This is a genomic window from Sphingomonas sp. H160509 (genome assembly GCF_024124765.2).
Classification (GTDB): Bacteria; Pseudomonadota; Alphaproteobacteria; order Sphingomonadales; family Sphingomonadaceae; genus Sphingomonas.
This window is the reverse complement of sequence record NZ_JAMXSR020000002.1, coordinates 1766718-1784359: the sequence shown is the minus strand read 5'-3', so window position 1 is coordinate 1784359 and position 17642 is coordinate 1766718. Positions and strand designations below refer to the sequence as shown.

General features: G+C 65.6%; 12 protein-coding genes, 2 pseudogenes and 1 riboswitch. Of the genes and pseudogenes, 8 read left to right on the top strand and 6 right to left on the bottom strand.

Annotation, left to right across the window (positions count from 1 at the left end; translation table 11 throughout):
- Positions 1 to 292 precede the first annotated feature (292 nt).
- A riboswitch (cobalamin riboswitch) is annotated at positions 293 to 508 on the top strand.
- Positions 509 to 624: 116 nt separating this feature from the next.
- The 6 genes from NHF48_RS10360 (at position 625) to NHF48_RS10340 (ending at position 6311) form a co-directional block, all read left to right on the top strand.
- Entirely contained in the window at positions 625 to 1965 is a 1341-nt protein-coding gene (locus NHF48_RS10360) for a TonB-dependent receptor plug domain-containing protein (RefSeq protein WP_342454621.1), read from the top strand.
- A complete protein-coding gene (locus tag NHF48_RS24960) occupies positions 1871 to 2524 on the top strand; it encodes a TonB-dependent receptor domain-containing protein (RefSeq protein WP_342454620.1) in 654 nt (217 codons plus the stop codon). Before NHF48_RS10360 ends, NHF48_RS24960 begins: the two co-directional genes overlap by 95 nt.
- 96 nt (positions 2525 to 2620) lie before the next feature.
- The gene (locus NHF48_RS10355; protein ID WP_253071060.1) at positions 2621 to 3322 is read left to right on the top strand and encodes an ABC transporter substrate-binding protein; all 702 of its coding nucleotides are present in this window, start codon (positions 2621 to 2623) and stop codon (positions 3320 to 3322) included.
- A 158-nt stretch (positions 3323 to 3480) separates the two neighbouring features.
- A complete protein-coding gene (locus NHF48_RS10350; RefSeq protein WP_253071059.1) occupies positions 3481 to 4449 on the top strand; it encodes a FecCD family ABC transporter permease in 969 nt (322 codons plus the stop codon).
- Entirely contained in the window at positions 4440 to 5279 is an 840-nt protein-coding gene (locus NHF48_RS10345; RefSeq protein ID WP_253071058.1) for an ABC transporter ATP-binding protein, read from the top strand. The genes NHF48_RS10350 and NHF48_RS10345 overlap by 10 nt, the downstream gene beginning before the upstream one ends.
- 3 nt (positions 5280 to 5282) lie before the next feature.
- Complete coding sequence (locus tag NHF48_RS10340; RefSeq protein ID WP_263817029.1) at positions 5283 to 6311, top strand: alanine racemase; 1029 nt, start codon at positions 5283 to 5285, stop codon at positions 6309 to 6311.
- A gap of 53 nt (positions 6312 to 6364) precedes the next feature.
- Here the strand turns inward: NHF48_RS10340 and NHF48_RS10335 are convergent, their stop codons facing one another.
- From NHF48_RS10335 to NHF48_RS10325, 3 genes are all read right to left on the bottom strand, one after another.
- Positions 6365 to 9661 carry a TonB-dependent receptor domain-containing protein gene (locus NHF48_RS10335; RefSeq protein WP_263816835.1) on the bottom strand — a complete coding sequence of 1099 codons (3297 nt, stop codon included), beginning with the start codon at positions 9659 to 9661 and terminating at the stop codon, positions 6365 to 6367.
- A gap of 152 nt (positions 9662 to 9813) precedes the next feature.
- Entirely contained in the window at positions 9814 to 11001 is a 1188-nt protein-coding gene (locus NHF48_RS10330; protein WP_253071055.1) for an acetyl-CoA C-acetyltransferase, read from the bottom strand.
- 209 nt (positions 11002 to 11210) lie between these two features.
- A complete protein-coding gene (locus NHF48_RS10325) occupies positions 11211 to 12029 on the bottom strand; it encodes an alpha/beta fold hydrolase (protein WP_253071054.1) in 819 nt (272 codons plus the stop codon).
- Positions 12030 to 12134: 105 nt separating this feature from the next.
- Here NHF48_RS10325 and phaR point away from each other — a divergent pair.
- Together phaR and NHF48_RS10315 are read left to right on the top strand one after the other, a co-directional pair.
- Positions 12135 to 12651, top strand: a pseudogene (gene phaR, locus NHF48_RS10320) (polyhydroxyalkanoate synthesis repressor PhaR).
- A gap of 3 nt (positions 12652 to 12654) precedes the next feature.
- Entirely contained in the window at positions 12655 to 12840 is a 186-nt protein-coding gene (locus NHF48_RS10315) for a hypothetical protein (RefSeq protein WP_056488446.1), read from the top strand.
- Here the strand turns inward: NHF48_RS10315 and NHF48_RS10310 are convergent.
- The 3 genes and pseudogenes from NHF48_RS10310 to NHF48_RS10300 form a co-directional block, all read right to left on the bottom strand.
- Positions 12830 to 14299 carry a hypothetical protein gene (locus NHF48_RS10310; protein WP_253071053.1) on the bottom strand — a complete coding sequence of 490 codons (1470 nt, stop codon included), beginning with the start codon at positions 14297 to 14299 and terminating at the stop codon, positions 12830 to 12832. The two genes, NHF48_RS10315 and NHF48_RS10310, sit on opposite strands and share 11 nt — an antisense overlap.
- An 8-nt stretch (positions 14300 to 14307) precedes the next feature.
- Complete coding sequence (locus tag NHF48_RS10305; protein WP_253071052.1) at positions 14308 to 15336, bottom strand: hypothetical protein; 1029 nt, start codon at positions 15334 to 15336, stop codon at positions 14308 to 14310.
- 693 nt (positions 15337 to 16029) lie between these two features.
- Positions 16030 to 17575 (bottom strand): annotated as a pseudogene (locus NHF48_RS10300) (CpaF family protein).
- Positions 17576 to 17642 lie beyond the last annotated feature (67 nt).

Here is a 17642-nt window from a genome sequence, read left to right as displayed (position 1 = left end):
AAAGACAGCATGTTTCCCCGCGAAGGCGGGGACCCAGTCTGGGCTCCCGCCTTCGCGGGAGAACAAGGGAGGGAAAGCGACGTTCCGACTAACACGCCACCACCCCGGCGGAGGCCGGGGCCCAGTTGGCAAGGTCGAAGTAACGACGGACCGCGCTCAGTTAGCGACGTTTCCCAACTGGGCCCCGGCCTCCGCCGGGGTGGTGCGGTGGACGGTGAGGGAGCTTACGATCCTCCCCCGCCAGGGGGAGGATCAGCAGCCCCCGCGTTGACCCGTGTCTGGCGCGCGACTAATGCCACCCCCCGTGATGGGTTCCCGGCGACGGGATCAAAAGGGAAGTCGGTGCGCGGGCCGGGTCGTCACGATCCAAATCCGCAAGACCGGCGCTGTACCCGCAACTGTGACCGGATAGCGGCCACCCCGATATGCCACTGGGTTTCGACCTGGGAAGGCGGGGTGGGCGCGGCGACCCGGAAGCCAGGAGACCTGCCTCTCACGGTCGATCCACTGCGCGGGCGGGTGTCCGGCGCGGACGAGTGCTCCGGTCCTTCCGGGTTTCCTCGAGCGAGAGACGTCTGGCCGCCCGGCGAATGGTCGCTGGCGGTTCCGTTTAGGACGCAGCCGATGACGAAATTCTTCCTTCTCCTGAGCGCCGCGGCGATCGCATCGCCCGCCTACGCGCAGGACATTCCCGACCCCGACGCTCCCGAAGTCGTCGTCACCGCAACCCGCGCCGCACAACCGCTGAGCGAGATCGGCCAGGCCGTGACCGTGATCGACCGCGCCGAGATCGAGCGCCGCCAGACCACTGTGGTGTCCGATCTGCTCGCGACCACTCCGGGCGTTACGGTGACGCGCAACGGCACGGTCGGCGCGCTGACCAGCGTCCGCATCCGCGGTGCCGAGGCGGACCAGACGCTCGTCGTGATCGACGGCGTGCGCGTCAACGATCCCTCGTCGACCGGCGGCGGCTTCAACTTCGGCAACCTCCTGTCGAGTTCGGTCGAGCGGATCGAAGTGTTACGCGGGCCGAATTCGGTGCCGTGGGGCAGCCAGGCGATCGGCGGCGTCGTCAACATTATCACCGCCGCGCCGACCGAAGGCGTGCAGGCGCGCGCCAACGCCGAATATGGCTATGCCGACAGCGTGTTCGCGAGCGCGGGCGTTTCGGGGAAATCTGGTCCGGTATCCGGATCGCTGACCGGCGGATATTTGCGCACCGATGGCATATCGTCGGCGGCCAGCGGCACCGAGCGCGACGGCTATCGCCAATATGGTGCGACCGGTCGGGTCGGCGTCGAGTTCGCGCCGGGCATCGGCCTCGACCTGCGCGGCTATTTCGCGGACAGCAAGGTCGACATCGACGACGGCTTCGACCCGAATACGTTCGTGGTCGCGGACAGCCCCGCTTACTCCACTACGCAGGAGCTGTACGGCTATGCGGGGCTGCATGCGAACCTCGCGGACGGCCGGTTCAACAACCGCGTGGCGTTTACGATCGCCGACATCAACCGCGACAATTACTCGCAGCCCGGCGGGGACGTGACGTTCATCGGTCGCGGCCGCAGCGAGCGCTATGAGTACCAAGGCGACTTCCGTCCGCTCGATCAGGTTCGCATCGTTGCAGGCGTCGAGCGCGAGAACAGCCGCTTCAACGACGGCGTCACCTTCGCCGATACCGGCATCACCAGCGTTTACGGCCAGCTGATCGTCAAGCCGATCGACATCCTCACGATCACCGGCGGCGTCCGCAACGACGATCACGACGATTTCGGCAGCCACACGACGTTCGGGGCGAACGCCGCACTGGCGTTGCGCACCGGCACCACCGTCCGCGCGAGTTACGGCGAGGGGCTTCAAGGCACCGACCTTGTACCAGCTCTTCTCCGAATACGGGAACGGCTTCCTCGCTCCAGAGACAGCGCGCAATTTCGATATTGGCGTCGAACAGGCTTTCCTTGGTAATCGTGCCCGCGTCGGCGTCACCTATTTCAATCGCCGCACGCGCAACCAGATCGACTTCCGCGATTGCAGCCCGACCGAGCTGGAGACGCCTAATTCGATCTGCGCCAACCGCCCGTTCGGCGTCTACGACAACGTCGCGCGTGCCGAAGCTGATGGCGTCGAATTCGCGCTCGCGCTGCGCCCGGTCGATGCGCTGACGCTGACGGCGAACTACAGCTATATCGATACCGAGAACCGCTCGATCGGGGACAATTTCGGCAATGATCTCGCGCGCCGGCCCAAGCAGACCGCGAGTGTCGATGCCGATTACCGGTTCGCGTTCGGGCTGTCCGTCGGCGGCACCGTGACGATGGTCGGCGACAGCTTCGACGACGCCGCCAACACCACGCGTCTCGATGGCTATGCGCTCGCCGGCGTCCGTGCGGAGCTGCCGATCGGCGAGCGGTTCGCGGTCTATGGCCGCGTCGATAATTTGACCGACACACGGTACGAGACGATCGCCGGCTACGGCAATTACGGCCGGGCGGCCTATGGCGGCGTGCGGTTGCGCCTGAAGTGACGCGCGGGGCGATCCTCCTCGCCCTCCTGCTCGGGGGCTGCGCAAAACCCTCTGGCGCGGGAGTAGGCGGGGGGGATCGTCTCGACCAATCCGTGCGTGGATTCGGTACTCGTCCGCATCCTGCCGCCCGCACGGATCGCCGCGATCAGCCATTATTCGCAAGATCCCTCCGCGACCTCGATCCCGATCGCCGTCGCGCGGCGGTTTCGCGGGATCGCCGGGACCGCAGAGGAGGTGATCGCGCTCCACCCCGATCTGGTCATCGCCAGCACCTACACGCCGCCCGCGACGCAAGCGGCCTACGCGCGCGCCGGGCTGAAGACGCTGCTGGTCGGCATTCCCGACTCGATCGCCGAGAGCCAGGCGCAGGTCACGCAGATCGCCGAAGCCGCGGGAGCACCGATGGGCGGCGCGCGGATCAACGCCGAGATCGACCGCGCAGTGACGCGCTGGAGCCGCAAGGATGGCCCATCGCCGAGCGCGTTGCTCTATATCAGCGGCGATCTCGCCACCGGGGGGAGCACGTTGCTGAACGACATGATGACCCGCGTCGGCTTCCGCAACGCCGCCGCGACCTACGGCCTGACGCATACCGGCACACTGTCCGCCGAGACGATCGTGACGCAGCCGCCCGCCGTCGTGATCGCCTCCGAGCGAGCGAGCCGTGGGACTGCGCTCCGCCACCGCTTGTTGCCGAACACGCCACAAGCCGTCTTCCCCCGTGTCCTGATCAATTGCGGCGGCCCGACCATTCCACCGGCGCTCGAACGTCTCGCCGCGATACGGGCGGGGCTGTGATGCGACACCCATATCAAAACCACCCCGGCGCAGGCCGGGGCCCAGTTGGAATGACCGAAGTAACGGAGTGCCGCGCGCCGTCACAATCGTCCCCCCATTTGGGCCCCGGCCTTCGCCGGGGTGGTGGCGGTGGTTGGTATGGGCGAGAAGGCGCTTCGATGACCCGCACGCTCAAACTCGTCGCGCTGGTCCTGCTGGTGGTCGTGCTGTTCGGCCTGTCGCTCGGCTGCGGGAAAGTCTGGGTACCGCTCGACGCTTGGTTCTCGAGCGACCTGCGCTGGTGGATCATCCTCGAACTCCGCCTGCCGCGCGCGGTACTCGGGCTCGCGCTCGGCGCGACGCTCGGACTGTCGGGGGCGGTGCTGCAAGGCTATCTCCGCAACCCGCTCGCCGACCCGGCCGTCGTCGGGGTATCATCGGTCGCAGCGCTCGCGGCGGTTGCGGCGATCGTGTTTGGGCTCGGCTCGGGCCCCGCGATCTTCGCCGCCGCGATGCTGGGCGCAGGCGGCGCGGTCGCGCTGCTGGCCGCACTGACATGGCGGTCGCCGAGCGCGATCACCTTCATCCTCGCGGGCACGGTGCTGTCGAGCCTCGCCGGCGCGCTGACCGCGTTCCTGATCTCGATCGCGCCGAACCCCTATGCGGTCGCCGAAGTGATCGACTGGATCATGGGCGCGCTGACCGATCGCGGCTGGGACGACGTGACGTTCGCGCTGCCGCCGATGGCGGTCGGTGCTGTGTTGCTGCTGCTCACCGGCCGGTCGCTCGATGCGCTGGCGCTGGGCGAGGCGGCGGCGCGGTCGCTTGGGACACGGATGGGCCGGGTCCGGTTGCTGGTCGTGCTCGGAACCGGCCTAGTCGTCGGCGCAGGCGTCGCGGTGACCGGCGTGATCGGCTTCGTCGGGCTTGTCGTTCCGCATCTTCTGCGCCCGATATTCGGCCACCGTCCCAGCGCCTTGCTGTTGCCCTCGGCGCTCGGCGGCGCAACGCTGGTGCTCGCCGCCGACAGCCTCGTCCGCCTCGCCCCCGGCGCTGGCGAAGTCAGGCTCGGCGTGGCCATGGCAATGATTGGCGCGCCGTTCTTCCTCGGATTGCTGGTCAGGGAACGAGGCCGCGCATGGATCTGATCATCGACTCGCTTGGCGTGAAGCTCGGCAAGCGCATTGTCCTCAGCGACGTGTCCGCGCACCTGAGTCCCGGCCGCGTCACCGCGATCCTCGGCCCCAATGGCGCCGGCAAGAGCACGCTCGTCAAGGCGGCCGCCGCGCTCGTCGAACGCAGCACCGGCTACGTCAGGCTTGACGCACAGGACGTCGCGACGATGGACCCACGCGCCCGAGCCCGCGCGATCGGCTATCTCCCGCAGGATGCGACGGTGCATTGGAACATCGTCGCCCGCGACGTTGTTGCGCTAGGCCGCCTGCCGCACCTCGGCGCGCATGCTGCTCCATCGCTCGAAGATCATGCCGCCGTCGACCGCGCGATGCACGATACCGAAACCGAACATCTCGCGGATCGCCCGGTCGGCGAACTCTCCGGCGGCGAGCGCGCGCGTGTCCTGCTCGCGCGCATGCTGGCGGGCGAACCGCGTTGGCTGCTCGCCGACGAACCACTCGCGAGCCTCGACCCTTCGCACCAGATCGACCTGCTCGCCCGCCTGCGCGGCTATGCGCTCGGCGGGGCAGGGGGTCGCGATCGTCCTCCACGACCTCGTCCAGGCACAGCGCGCGGCCGACGATGCGTTGCTGCTCGCCGATGGCCGCGTCGTCGCGTTTGGTCCCGTGGCCCAGGTCATGAGCGCGGAAACGCTCGGCCATGTATTCGGAGTCCGGGTGGCCGCGTTGGACGACGGCAATCGCCGCCTGCTCGTGCCGGTCGGACGCGCCGGCTCATTCAATGGCGAACCAGCATAGACGGTCGACGCGCCGCGCCCGTGGCACTATCCCGCGCCGGGTGATCGATATTCCTGCCCCCCCTCCGCCTGCGCCTAGACGGCGACGCTCTCGTTCAGAACTGGCGCACACTCGACCGCATGAGTGGCACCGCAGCGTGCGGCGCCGCGGTGAAGGCGAACGGCTACGGCCTCGGCGCGATCGAAGTCGCAAGCCGCCTGGCACACGCAGGCTGCCGCGACTTCTTCGTCTCGAACTGGCAGGAAGCCGCCGAACTCGCGCCGCTGGGCCTGACCGTCTCCGTCCTCCACGGCGTCCGCGAAGAAGACATGCCCGCCGCGGCCGCGGGCTTCGCCCGCCCGGTCCTCAACACCCCGACACAAGTTGCGCGCTGGAAAGCGGCCGGCGGTGGCGCATGCGACGTCATGGTCGACACCGGCATCAACCGCCTCGGCGTGTCGGCGGACGATATCGCGGCCGGTCTGCTCGATGGCCTCCAGATCGAAACGCTGATGAGCCACCTGGCCTGCGCTGACGAGGACTCGCCGATGAACGTAGTGCAGCGCGACCGGTTCGCTGCATTGGCAGGCGCGACGACTGCAAAGCACATGAGTCTCGCCAACTCTGCGGGGATTGCGCTCCAGGGCTATGCGTTCGACCTGACCCGGCCTGGGCTGGCGCTGTATGGGGGCATCCCGCGAGGTGAGTTTAGCGATACGATCGGACAGGTCGTCTGGCCCGAAGCGCAGATACTCCAGGTTCGCAGTGTCGCTGCAGGGGCGACCGTGGGCTACAACGCGACCTGGACTGCACCCCGACGCACGCAAGTCGCGATAATCAACCTGGGCTATGCTGACGGATATGGCCGATCATTTTCTGGACGGGGTGTTGCCCGTACGGGGGACATCGACCTGCCGGTGCTGGGTCGCGTGTCGATGGACCTTCTGGCGATCGACGTCGATTCCACCCCCGGTCTGCAAGAGGGTGATTGGATAGGGCTTGATTATGCATTGGTCGTCGCGGCCGATCAGTCGGGGCGCTCGCAGTATGAATTGTTGACAGGTCTTGGTGCGCGTTTCGATCGTCATTGGGCTTGAACAAAAAGGGGCCGCCTGAGAGGCAGCCCCAAGGATATCTCAAAGCCTAAAGTTCAGAACTTGAATTCCGCACCCGCATAGAAGAATCGACCCGTGTTCGGATAGATTGCATCGCTGCCAGTCCCCGTCAATTCGTACGGCGGCAACTCGTTGGTGAGATTGTCGACGCCGAAGAAGAAGCGGTACTTGTCGTTCGCCCGAACGTTGATGCGTGCATTGTGATAGACGATCGGATCATAATACACGAACGGACGCGCATCGGGATTGAGCGCAGGGCGCCCCTGCGATGCGAAGAAGGTTTCGTACACCAGACCTGAAACGATCTGCTTGCCGACATACCGCGCATTGTAGGACAGTTCGATCGGTCCCGAATGAACCGCAGCATTGAAGGCACCCTGCCAACGCGGATCACCCAGCGTGCTGTCCAGACGATCGTACCGGTTCGGTTCGGTGATGTACGCGTAGTTCAGCCGATCCATGACATAGCTGACCTGGAACCGGACGTTCACGCCCCAGTTTTCGCCGAAGTCCCGCGCATAGCTGGCGTCGAAATCGATACCCCGCGTTTTGAGCTGCGCGAAGTTGAACGGCTGGTTGATGAAGCCGATGCCGGTGCCCGCAGTCGGGAAGGTGAACTGCGCCTGGTCGATCGTCCGCGTGGTCTGGCCGTTGAAGGTCAGGTTGGTCGTGGGATCCCCCGTCGCGCGACGGAAGACGGCAGCGCAGAACGTATTGTCGATGCCGTTCGTATCGTCATAGCAGCGGTTGATGATCGCCTGTCCGGTCAGGCCAGAGATAACGTTCTTCACCCGGATGTTATAATATTCGACCTTGAGGCTCAGACCCGGAACCTGATGCGGGGTGTAGATCGTGCCGACCGTAAAGCTGTAGCCGATTTCAGGGGTCAGGCCGAGATTGCCCTGATTGACGCCAGCGACACCCGATGCCGACTGGTTCGTCCAGGGACGAACCAGCTGCGCGCCGGACTGCGGGTCGGCAAACGTAATCGTCGTTGGGATCCCGGCCGCGGCGCAGTTTGCTGTGCGGTTGGGATTGGCGGTGATGTTGTTTCCCGAGTTGGTGCCGCCGGGCTGATCGCAGGGATCAGTCAGGCCGTTGACGAACGTTGTAGCCGCGGTTGCGTAGAGGTTGGACAGGTTCGGCGCCCGGACCGACCGTGCCAATGTGCCACGGAAACGCAGGTCGCGGAATGGCGCCCAGATACCCCCCGCGTTCCATGCGACGACCGAACCGGTGTTGCCGCCGTAGTCGGAAACGCGTCCGGCGCCCTCGATCGTCAGTTCGTGAATGAACGGAATGTTCGCGAGCAACGGCACGCGAAGCTCGCCGAACAACTCCTTGATGTTGACCGATGGTGGATCGAACGTCGAGGCGGGGTTGAGGAAGGTCGCGCCCGATGCCGTGACCGGATCCTGTCCCGAGAATGCATCCTCGCGGCGATATTCGCCACCGAAGGCGAAGCCGACGGGGCCGCCAGGCAGGCTGAACAAACCGGACGAGTCGCCGGACAGCGAAGCCGTCACGTCGATTTCCTCGGCCCATTGATCGCGGGTCGACGTGTAGAGAGTGTAGCCGAGCGCGCGGCTGTCGTAGCGGTTGGCGCCGAACAGGTTCAGCGGAACGCAGTTGGCATCGTCGTTCGCCGTGTTGGCGTCGGCATTGACGCTGCAGACGACGCGTTGGCCCGCTGCGTTCTGCACGAAGTTGCTGCCGGCATAGTTAGCGGGCGCGACGACGGCATTGATGGCGCGCCCGTAGTTGGCGAGCAGGACGTTACCGCCCGTCCGATATCGGTTTTCGGTGCGACCATAGTTTCCGGCGACTTCGTAGTGAAGGTTGCCGGTCTTGCTGATGTCACCCTCGACGCCGATCACGCCACGATAGGTCTCGCGGTTGTGAAATTCCGAACGCGTGCCGAAGTCGTTGTTGAATCGGTTCAGCGTAAAGCTCGTCGCGCCCGGTGCCAGGATCGAGCTCAGCGTTGCACGGTTCGCGGCGGACAGGAACGGGTTGTTGACGCTGAACGTCGACGACAGCGTACCGCCGGTAAAGGTCGGCTGGGTCGACTGCTGCTCGACATCTACCTTAACGTAGGTCGCTTCGATGAATGGCTTGAAGGCTGGCGAGAAGTTGCCGCTCAAATTGATGTTGGCGACATACCGTTCGTTCTTAGGCAGCAGCATCGCATCCTCGACACCCGTGGCGCCGAAGCCGCCCAGCACGCCGCCGCCGATCGAGCGAAGGTCGGTGATGTTGCTGTCGCGAGCGAGTGAGCCATCGGGCTGGAAGACATAGGTATAGGCGATCGGACCACCGGTAGGCGACAATTGTCCGGTGCAGACATTGGTCCGCTGAGCAAGGTTTGCCGCGGTCGCCGTTGCGGGGCATGACGTGATGACGCTGCCACCGGTCGAGCGATTGCTGAATACGCTGCCGCGCGGAACGAACACCGAGTTCGGTACGCCGTCGAAATTGCGGTTAGGGGCAGCCGTGCTCTGTGACGTGATAAAAGCCGGGGTCCCGCTTAATGCGCCAAGATAGTCGCGATCCTTGTAGAAGACCGAGTTTGCGCGGGAATACTCGCCCGACGCGGTAAGATTGATCTTCCCGTCGAAGAAATTGTGGCCGGCAACGCCGCTGACGAGATAGGTGCCGCGGTCGCCGTACGACGTCACGCCACCCTGTCCGCGAAGTTTCAGGCCTTGGTAATCCTTGCGCAGGCGGAAGTTGACGACGCCGGCGATAGCGTCCGATCCGTAAATTGCCGAGTTGCCACCGGTAACGAGATCGACCGATTCCACGAGATCGTAGGGGATCGTGTTGACGTCGGGCGTATAGCTGCCGGGGACGGCGGTTACGATGCGACGTCCGTTGACCAGGGTCAGCGTACGCGCCGTGCCTAGCCCGCGCAGATCGAGGAGGTTGAGACCTGCAGTACCGATGTTACCCGTCGAGTTTGCCTGGCTGAACGTCGAACGAAGCTGCGGCAATTGGTTGAGGGCGTCACCGAGGGAAACGTCACCACGCGTTCCCAACAACTGTGCTGCCGTGATCGTCGTAACGGGTACCGCCGCATCGATCTTGCGGCTCACGCGGATACGCGATCCGGTGACCGTAATTTCGTCATCGACAGCCGCGGTCTGGTCCGTGGCATCGGACGATTCTTGCTGGCCGACCGTAGACGGCGGCGGCGTTGTCGCGGCGCCGGGTTGTACCGGACCATAGGGTGTTCCGACGCCGTTCGTCTGCGTTTGCGCGGCCGCGAAGGCCGGCAGGAAAAACAAGGTACCGGCCAGCGCAGTTGCGCTCGCTAAGCGAGAAATCACCATTAATAACCCCCCGTTTACAGGTCTTTATGACGCTGAACGGAACCACGGTGCCGCCAAACCTTGCGGGCACGCAATGCTTAATGGCAAGTTATTAAACTTTTTGTCACTTTAATATGTTTCTGTAACATATCCGCAACATAAGGTCAGTTTTCCTACCTTTCCAGGCACATGGCAATTCCCATGCCGCCACCGATGCACAGCGTTGCCAAGCCTTTCTTCGCGTCGCGCTTCTGCATCTCGTAGATCAGCGTGGTCAGGACGCGCGCGCCGCTCGCGCCAATCGGGTGGCCAATCGCGATCGCGCCGCCGTTGACGTTGACCTTGCTCGCGTCCCAGCCGAGTTCCTTGCCGACCGACAGCGCCTGAGCGGCGAAGGCTTCGTTGGCTTCGATCAGGTCGAGGTCGGCGAGCGTCCAGCCTGCCTTTTCCAAGGCGCGCCTGGTGGCGGGGACGGGACCGATGCCCATGATCGAGGGGTCGACGCCGGCCGACGCCCAGCTCTTGATCGTCGCGAGGATCGTCGAGCCGCGGCGTTCGGCTTCGTCGCGGCGCATCATGACGAGCGCGGCGGCACCGTCGTTTAGGCCGCTGGCGTTGGCGGCGGTGACGGTGCCGTCCTTCTTGAAGGCGGGCTTTACGCTGGAGGCGCTCTCGATCGTCGCGCCGGCGCGGATGTATTCGTCGTCGGCCACCACCGTGTCGCCCTTGCGGCCCTTGATCGTGACGGGTGCGATCTCGTCCTTGAAGCGGCCTGAGCCGCGCGCGGCCTCGGCCTTGTTCTGCGAGGCGACCGAGAAGGCGTCCTGTTCGCCGCGCGTGACCTGGTATTGCTCGGCGAGGTTCTCGGCGGTGATGCCCATGTGATAGCCGTTGAAAACGTCGGTCAGGCCGTCGCTGACCATCGTGTCGACGAGGCTGAGGTTGCCCATCTTCTGGCCGCCACGGATCGACTGCGCGTGCGCGGAGAGCGACATCGATTCCTGGCCGCCCGCGACGACGATGGTCGCGTCGCCAGTCTGGATCGCCTGCGCGGCGAGCGCGACCGCGCGCAGGCCGGAGCCGCAGACCTGGTTGACGCCCCAGGCGGGGATTTCCTTTGGCACGCCAGCGGCCATCGAGGCTTGGCGGGCGGGGTTCTGGCCTTGGGCCGCGGTGAGGACTTGGCCGAGGATCACCTCGGAGACGTCTTCGCCAGCCACGCCCGCCTGTTCGAGCGCGGCTTCGATCGCGATGCGGCCGAGTTCGTGCGCGGGTACGCTCGCGAACGCGCCGAGGAAGCTGCCGACGGGGGTGCGCTTGGCGGCGGTGATGACGACGTCGTTCGGGTTCTGGTCGGTCATGTCAGGGTCCTCTTTGTTTGGACCCCATGTAGGTCAGTCGAGTGCGGCGATCCAGTTGGCGAGCGGTTCCCATAGGCGCGCGCGTGCGGAGCGGCCGACGATCATGCCGACATGGCCTGCGCCGAGGTCGCGGCGGTCGGCGAGGCCGATCGCGGTGGCGGCAGGGACGATGCGATCGCTCAGCGAGACAAATTCGACTGTGGGGCAGGCTAGTGTGAGCGGATCGACCGGGGCGCCGGCGATGTCCCAGCGGCCTTTGCCGGGGAGGTCGTTGGCGATGCAGTCCTCGAACAGTGATGCGGCGGCGGCATAGGGGGGGGGCGCGCCGGCGTTTGCCCAGTCCTCGAGTCGGACGAATGCGCGGGCCGCGTCGCTGTCGGGGGAAGGTCGGCGAAGGCTTCGTATTTGGCGATCGTGCGCGCAGGGTCGAGTTGCCAGAAGCCGGCCTGGAGCACTTCCATCGGGAGGAGGCCGAGCATCGCGGCGGCGGGCTGGACCGCAGCCCAGGTCGCGGCGAGCGTGGGGCGGCCCTCGCCATAACCCGCGAAGTGCCAGGGGGCGGCGATCGTCGCGACACCAGCGGTGGGCGTGATCGCAGCGGCGCCCAGCGCGAGCGTGCCGCCGAGGCAATAGCCGACCAGCACCGGAGGCGCGGGGAGTGCCTGGAGCAGCGGGACGAGCAACCGCTCGACATGCGCCGCCAGATCGAGGTCGCGGTCCGCGTTGCCGGGTGATCCCCAGTCGACCAGCCAAACGTGGAATCCTTCCTTGGCGATCCATTGCACCAGCGAAGACTCGAGCGAATGATCGAGGATGTCGGGCGGGTTTATCAATGATGGGACGAACACGACGGGACGCCCCTCGCCGCCATAATCGCGCAACGCGACCCGGCCAACGCGGTGGATCGCAGGCCGCGAAACGGGGCGTTCCTCTCGCGGTGCGCTCTGATAAGCGCGCAATCCCGCTAGCGCGCGGGTCATGCGTTCCGGCGATGCTGCAGTCTCGTTGCGCAGCACGGAAAGGAACAAGGGTAAGGGCCTCGGACCTTGTTGCGGTGCGTCATCAAAGACTGTAGCCTCCGTTTCAAACATAAGACGGGGGATCCATGAAGAAGCAAAAAGGCTGCCGACGGAATCGTCATCATCAAGAAGTACGCCAACCGGCGGCTCTATAACACCGAGTCGTCATCCTACATCACGCTGGATCATCTCGCGACGATGACCCGCGAGGGGGCGCGACTTCAAGGTGGTCGATGCAAAGACCGATGAGGACATCACGCACAACGTCCTGACGCAGATCATCATGGAGGAGGAGAGCCGCGGCGAGACGATGATGCCGGTGAACTTCCTGCGCCAGCTGATCTCGATGTACGGCGATTCGATGCAGACGATGGTGCCGGGGTATCTTGAGGCGTCGATGGACAGCTTCCGTCGCAACCACGACCAGTTCAAGTCCGCGGTCGAAGGCGCGTTCGCGAACTCGCCCTTCGCGGACATTGCCAAGCGCAACCTTGAAATGTTCGACGCCGCGACACAGGCGATGACGCCGCCCGCACCTGCGCCTGCACCCGCCGCCAGCAAGGACGACGAGATCGCTGCGCTGCGCAACGAACTCGCCAAGTTGCAGGAAAAGGTCGAGAAGCTCGGCTGAACGATGGCCCCGGTTCTGTGGAGTTTGAGCGGAGGTCTCGCCGCGCTTGCTGTTGTGGCGGGGCTAGGCGAACGTAGACGCCGCCGTCGGCGCGATCCGGATTCGGTGGGCTGGGTCGACTGGCCGACCGTCCAGATGCTGGCGCTGATCGGACTCGCGGTGACGATCGGCCTCGCGTTCAAGACTTGAGGTAACCGCGCCTCGTCATCGGGGAGCGTCGGTACGCAGGCGATAGACGCTCTGCGGCAACCCGCCGATCTTCACTGAGCCGACCAATCGATACCGCTTGGCGATCGCGCGCAGTACCAGCGCCTGGGTCGCGAGGTTCGTGGTGGGCTTGGGCGCGCGTACGACGATCACGCCGGGCCCAGCCGCGAGCAACCGCGCGACTTCCACGACCGGATCGATCCCCGTGCCGTGCGATTCGGCCGTCTGGCCCAGGTGACTGCGGAAGATATAGGGCGTCGGCAGGCAGGACCGGGTCAGGAAATAGAGGGATCGGTTCGCTGCCATAGGCGAACATGCAGCCGCGTGGTTGCTGGCCGATCATCTGGACGAGTTGCGCGATCTGGTGCGCATTGCCGCGTCGTCCGATGCGGACGCTGGTCATGATGGTCGCCGCCAGCGCGCCGAACACCAGCACGGCGGCAAGGCGGACCATGGTCGTGCGAACGGTCGGGCCGCTCAGCCCCGTGCCGGCCGCGACCGACAGCGGCAGCGCGAGGGGCAGCAGGTAGAGCAGCTCGAACGTGTGCATGATGAGGATCGCGATCACCGCCGCCGCGAGCCATCCGAGCGCGAAGCTTCCCGTCCGACGGCCACGCCATGCAAGCCAGGCGAGCGGCAGGCTCATGCCCACGCCGCCCAGCAGCTTCAGCAGGTTTGAGCTGAGCGTATCGTCGTCCTGCTGACCGAAGATCGACAGGAAATTGGCAAAGACGAAGGCGTCGCCGTGGCCTGCCGCGGCATAGACGATCCAGGCAAGCGCGGTCGGGAACAGCGCTGCGCCGATCCACAAGGCGGCATCGGCCGTCAGGCGACCAATCGATCGCCCATCTCGATACGCGGCCCACACCAGCGTCAGGCCGAAGAATATCCCTTCGAACATCGCGGTGTATTTGATCTGCATCGCCAGGCCGATCAGCAGCATCGCCCCGGCACCGCGCAAGGAGATATGCCGGTGGCCGCGGGTCGTATCGAGCACCAGCAGCGCGGCGGCCGCCATCAAGGCATTGCCCCATATTGCCGACTGCCCGCCCGCACCGTCGAACACGATGATCCAGACGAGATAGATCAGCGCCGCGCCGACGCTCGCCAACGGGTTCGCATCATCGGAGGACAAGCGGCTGACGATCCGCGCGACCAGGAATGCCGTGGCGGTGGCGACGAGCGTCGCGGCAAGCTGGTACATCAGCACGCCATCGCCGCCGACGCTGCGGATGCCGGCGAAGATCAGGAACAGGCCGACCGGCTTGCGATCGAAAATGTCTACGAACGGCCATGCGCCGTGCAGAAGGCGATCGCCGACCAGCAGGTAAAATTGCTCGTCGCTATGGATCACCGGATTGCCGAAGAACGGACTACGGAGCGCGATGGCGACGAGGAGCAGCAAGATTGCCTGCCCCGATCGGTGACGCAGGCTAAACATGGGCAGTCCTAATAAAAATGCGTCAATTCGAGCTTGCGTATGGTGCCGTCGCACAGTCCGAGCGTCACGACCCGGCCGGGCATGCCCGCCGTCCATGACGCGATCGGGCTCGTCGAATAGCTGCTGGTGACGGGTGTGCCGTCGATCGTGCAGATCAGGTCGCCGTCCTTCCAGCCCGATGCCGCCGCCGGGCCGCCACGCATCACGTGAAGGACTTTCAACCGGTCCTTCTCGATGCCGATGAGCAGGCCACTGGTCGAACGCGGCGGCGGCAGGTCGGCCTTGGGACCTCGGCTGAGCACCATCCGCCGTGCGCCCGGATCGAGCAGGACGCGGTAGTTCTGAAGGAAGCCGGAGCCGATCCGCCCGGCGGTGCCGATCGCCTGCGAGAAGCCGTCTGCGGGTTCGATCCGGACCTCGGCCTCGCGCGCGATCATCTCGCCAACGCGGATCTCGGGAACGATCGCAAGGCCGCTGACTGCCGGGCCGGCGAGCCCGAACGCGATCGCGCTGGTGGTGCGCAACGCCTTCAGGTTTGCCGCCTGCCATCCCGCCGCCGTGACGGTGATCGACGAGCCGTCGCCGGTATCGACTACGATCGGCGCGAGGCGCCGGTCGCCCAGCGTGAGCGCGCTTTCATACACGCTACGCTCGGTGGAGACGCGCAGCGGTGCGCTCTCGCCCTTGAACGGCAGGCGGCCGGAGTGGAGCAGGCGGAAGCGCTTGGCGGCGTAATCGATGTCGAGCGCATGGCCGGCGAGCATGTCGGCACCGACCAGCAGGTCGACCGCGGAGGCGCTGCCGGTGGCGATCGCGGGCAGATCGGCGACGGTCACGCCGCCACCGGTCCGCGCAAGGCCACCGAGCGCGACCGAGCGCGTCGGCATCCAGCCGAGTGCGACCGATCCGCCAATCGCGGTCGCGCTGCCGCCGGCGACCAGCTTGGCGGGATCGACCGCGGGAGAGGCCTTGGCGAGCAGCGTGTAGCTGACGCCGGTGTCGAGGATCGCGGTCACGTCGCGGCCGTCGAGCTGCATCTTGAAGCGGATCTGGTTGCCGGGGGGTGAGGTCGAACGCGATCCAGCGGGCTTCGGCGTCCGCCGCGAGATGGTAGACGCCGCGGTCGCGTGCGGCGGGGGAGGTCGCGGTTGCCGGAGCGGATTTCGAGGGCTCGCGCGCCGAGACGATGAGGACCGCGATCAGCGGGACGAGGGTGAGCAAGGCACGACGCATGTGGCGCTGTCCCCTAGCGAGTCGGGGGACGGGTACAAGCGGGGGCTTCGCCGGGGCGGGACGGAGACGGGGTGGATAGCGATGCGGCGTGCTTGCCTGCGAGACAGTATCCGCTTGGCACGGCGCGCTTTATCTTGATCCAGTTAAGCCTGGTCTGGCGAAACAATAATTGCTCGCCCGCGAACGCGGGAGTCCAGGGTCACAAACGGCGGCGTTCGTGACTCTTGGCCCCCCGCGTTCGCGAGGGAACGGTAGAAGGGGCGTTCGTTGCCTGCGCCAGTCTTGCAATTAGCTCGGCGAACTAGCGTGCCAAGACCAGCCTAGCGAACAGTTCGGGACGCACTAAACGTTCGCAACGGCCACCACCCCGGCGGAGGCCGGGGCCCAGTTGGGGGACGGTGATGACAGCGGACGGTGCTCCGTCATTGCCACCTTTCCAACTGGGCCCCGGCCTTCGCCGGGGTGGCATTGGGTGGTCGGCGACGCGAGAGTTAACCCTACAGGCACGCCTCCAGATACGCTTGGTCGAACCCGAACTGCTTCGCCTTCTCCAGCGTATACGGCCGCAAGCCCATCGACCGGTACTCGCCCAGGATCTTCCCGTCCGCCGACTCGTCCATATACTCGAACTTGAACAGCTCCTGCGTGACGATCACCGGCCCCTCCATGCCGATCACCTCGGTGATGTTGGTCACGCGGCGCGAGCCGTCGCGGAGGCGCTTCACCTGGATGATCAGCTCGACCGAATCGGCGATCTGGCGCGAGATCGCTTCCTTGGGCACCTTGATGTCGGACATCATCACCATGTTCTCCATACGCGCCAGCGCTTCGCGCGGAGAGTTGGCGTGGAGCGTGCACATCGAGCCGTCGTGACCCGTGTTCATCGCCGCCAGCATGTCGAAACACTCGGAGCCACGAATTTCGCCCAGGATGATCCGGTCCGGCCGCATACGCAGCGCGTTCTTGACGAGATCGCGGATCGAGATTTCGCCCTGGCCCTCCAGATTGGCCGGACGCGTTTCGAGCGGGAGCCAGTGCGGCTGTTGCAGGCGAAGCTCGGCGGCATCCTCGATCGTCAGCACGCGCTCGCCGGGGTCGATCATCTTGGACAGCGCGTTGAGCATCGTCGTCTTGCCCGAGCCGGTGCCGCCCGAGATGACGACGTTGAACCGCGAGGCGCCGGCGATTTTCAGTGCGGTCGCCATCTTCGGCGACATCGAGCCGAACCCCGCCATCATGTCGAGCGTGATCGGTTTTGCCGAGAATTTACGAATCGAGATCGCGGTGCCGCGCAAGCTCAGCGGCGGGACGATAACGTTGACGCGCGAGCCGTCCTTCAGGCGCGCATCGGCGAGCGGCGAGGTCTGGTCGACGCGGCGGCCGACCGAATTGACGATCCGCTGCGCGATCTGGAACAGATGCTCCTCGTCACGGAACTGGATCGGCGCGAGTTCGAGCTTGCCCCTTGCGCTCGACATAGGTCTGGTCGGGCCCGTTCACCATGATGTCGGTGATGTTCGGATCGGCCAGCAGCTCCTCCAACGGTCCGAGCCCGAGCAGCTCGTCGACCAGCACTTTTTCCAGTGCGAACTGTTCGCGGCGATTGAGCGTCAGCTTCAGCTCGGCGAGCACTTCGCCGATGATCGGGCGGAATTCCTCGGCCAGCTCGTCCTTGTTGAGCGTCGCCGCGGCCTCCGGATCGACGCGTTCGAGCAGGCGCGGCAGCACCTGTTCCTTGATCTTGTGGATCGACTGTTCGAAGCCCTCGGTCCGGCTGTTGCCCGCTTCCCCGCTCGCATTCTGGCGATCGGACAGGCGCTGCATCGCGTCCAGCTGTCCAGCGGGCATCATGCCCGAGCTGAACCCGTCGGTCTCCCCCGGCATCGGCAGCGAATCGATCGGCGGGAATTGGGCACCGCCCTCGGGTTCCGCGCGCGCCACGGGATTGCTGCCCGAGCTTCCCTGCATCGGACGCGCGACGCCGAATGCGGGACGGGCCGACTGCCCCCCGCTGATGCCATTACGACGCCCGAATGCGCTCATGCCTGTATCCCTGGATGAATGCCGACCGGGTTAGGCGCGAAGGCTTGATAATTTGCTAACCAAAACA

What these genes read in the sequence shown, in the direction of transcription:
- NHF48_RS10360 (WP_342454621.1), top strand. Translation starts at nt 625, where the DNA reads ATGACGAAATTCTTCCTTCTCCTGAGCGCCGCGGCGATCGCATCGCCC.
- NHF48_RS10350 (WP_253071059.1), top strand. Translation starts at nt 3,481, where the DNA reads ATGACCCGCACGCTCAAACTCGTCGCGCTGGTCCTGCTGGTGGTCGTG.
- NHF48_RS10345 (WP_253071058.1), top strand. Translation starts at nt 4,440, where the DNA reads ATGGATCTGATCATCGACTCGCTTGGCGTGAAGCTCGGCAAGCGCATT.
- NHF48_RS10335 (WP_263816835.1), bottom strand. Translation starts at nt 9,661, where the DNA reads ATGGTGATTTCTCGCTTAGCGAGCGCAACTGCGCTGGCCGGTACCTTG.
- NHF48_RS10330 (WP_253071055.1), bottom strand. Translation starts at nt 11,001, where the DNA reads ATGACCGACCAGAACCCGAACGACGTCGTCATCACCGCCGCCAAGCGC.
- NHF48_RS10315 (WP_056488446.1), top strand. Translation starts at nt 12,655, where the DNA reads ATGGCCCCGGTTCTGTGGAGTTTGAGCGGAGGTCTCGCCGCGCTTGCT.
- NHF48_RS10310 (WP_253071053.1), bottom strand. Translation starts at nt 14,299, where the DNA reads ATGTTTAGCCTGCGTCACCGATCGGGGCAGGCAATCTTGCTGCTCCTC.
- NHF48_RS10305 (WP_253071052.1), bottom strand. Translation starts at nt 15,336, where the DNA reads ATGCAGCTCGACGGCCGCGACGTGACCGCGATCCTCGACACCGGCGTC.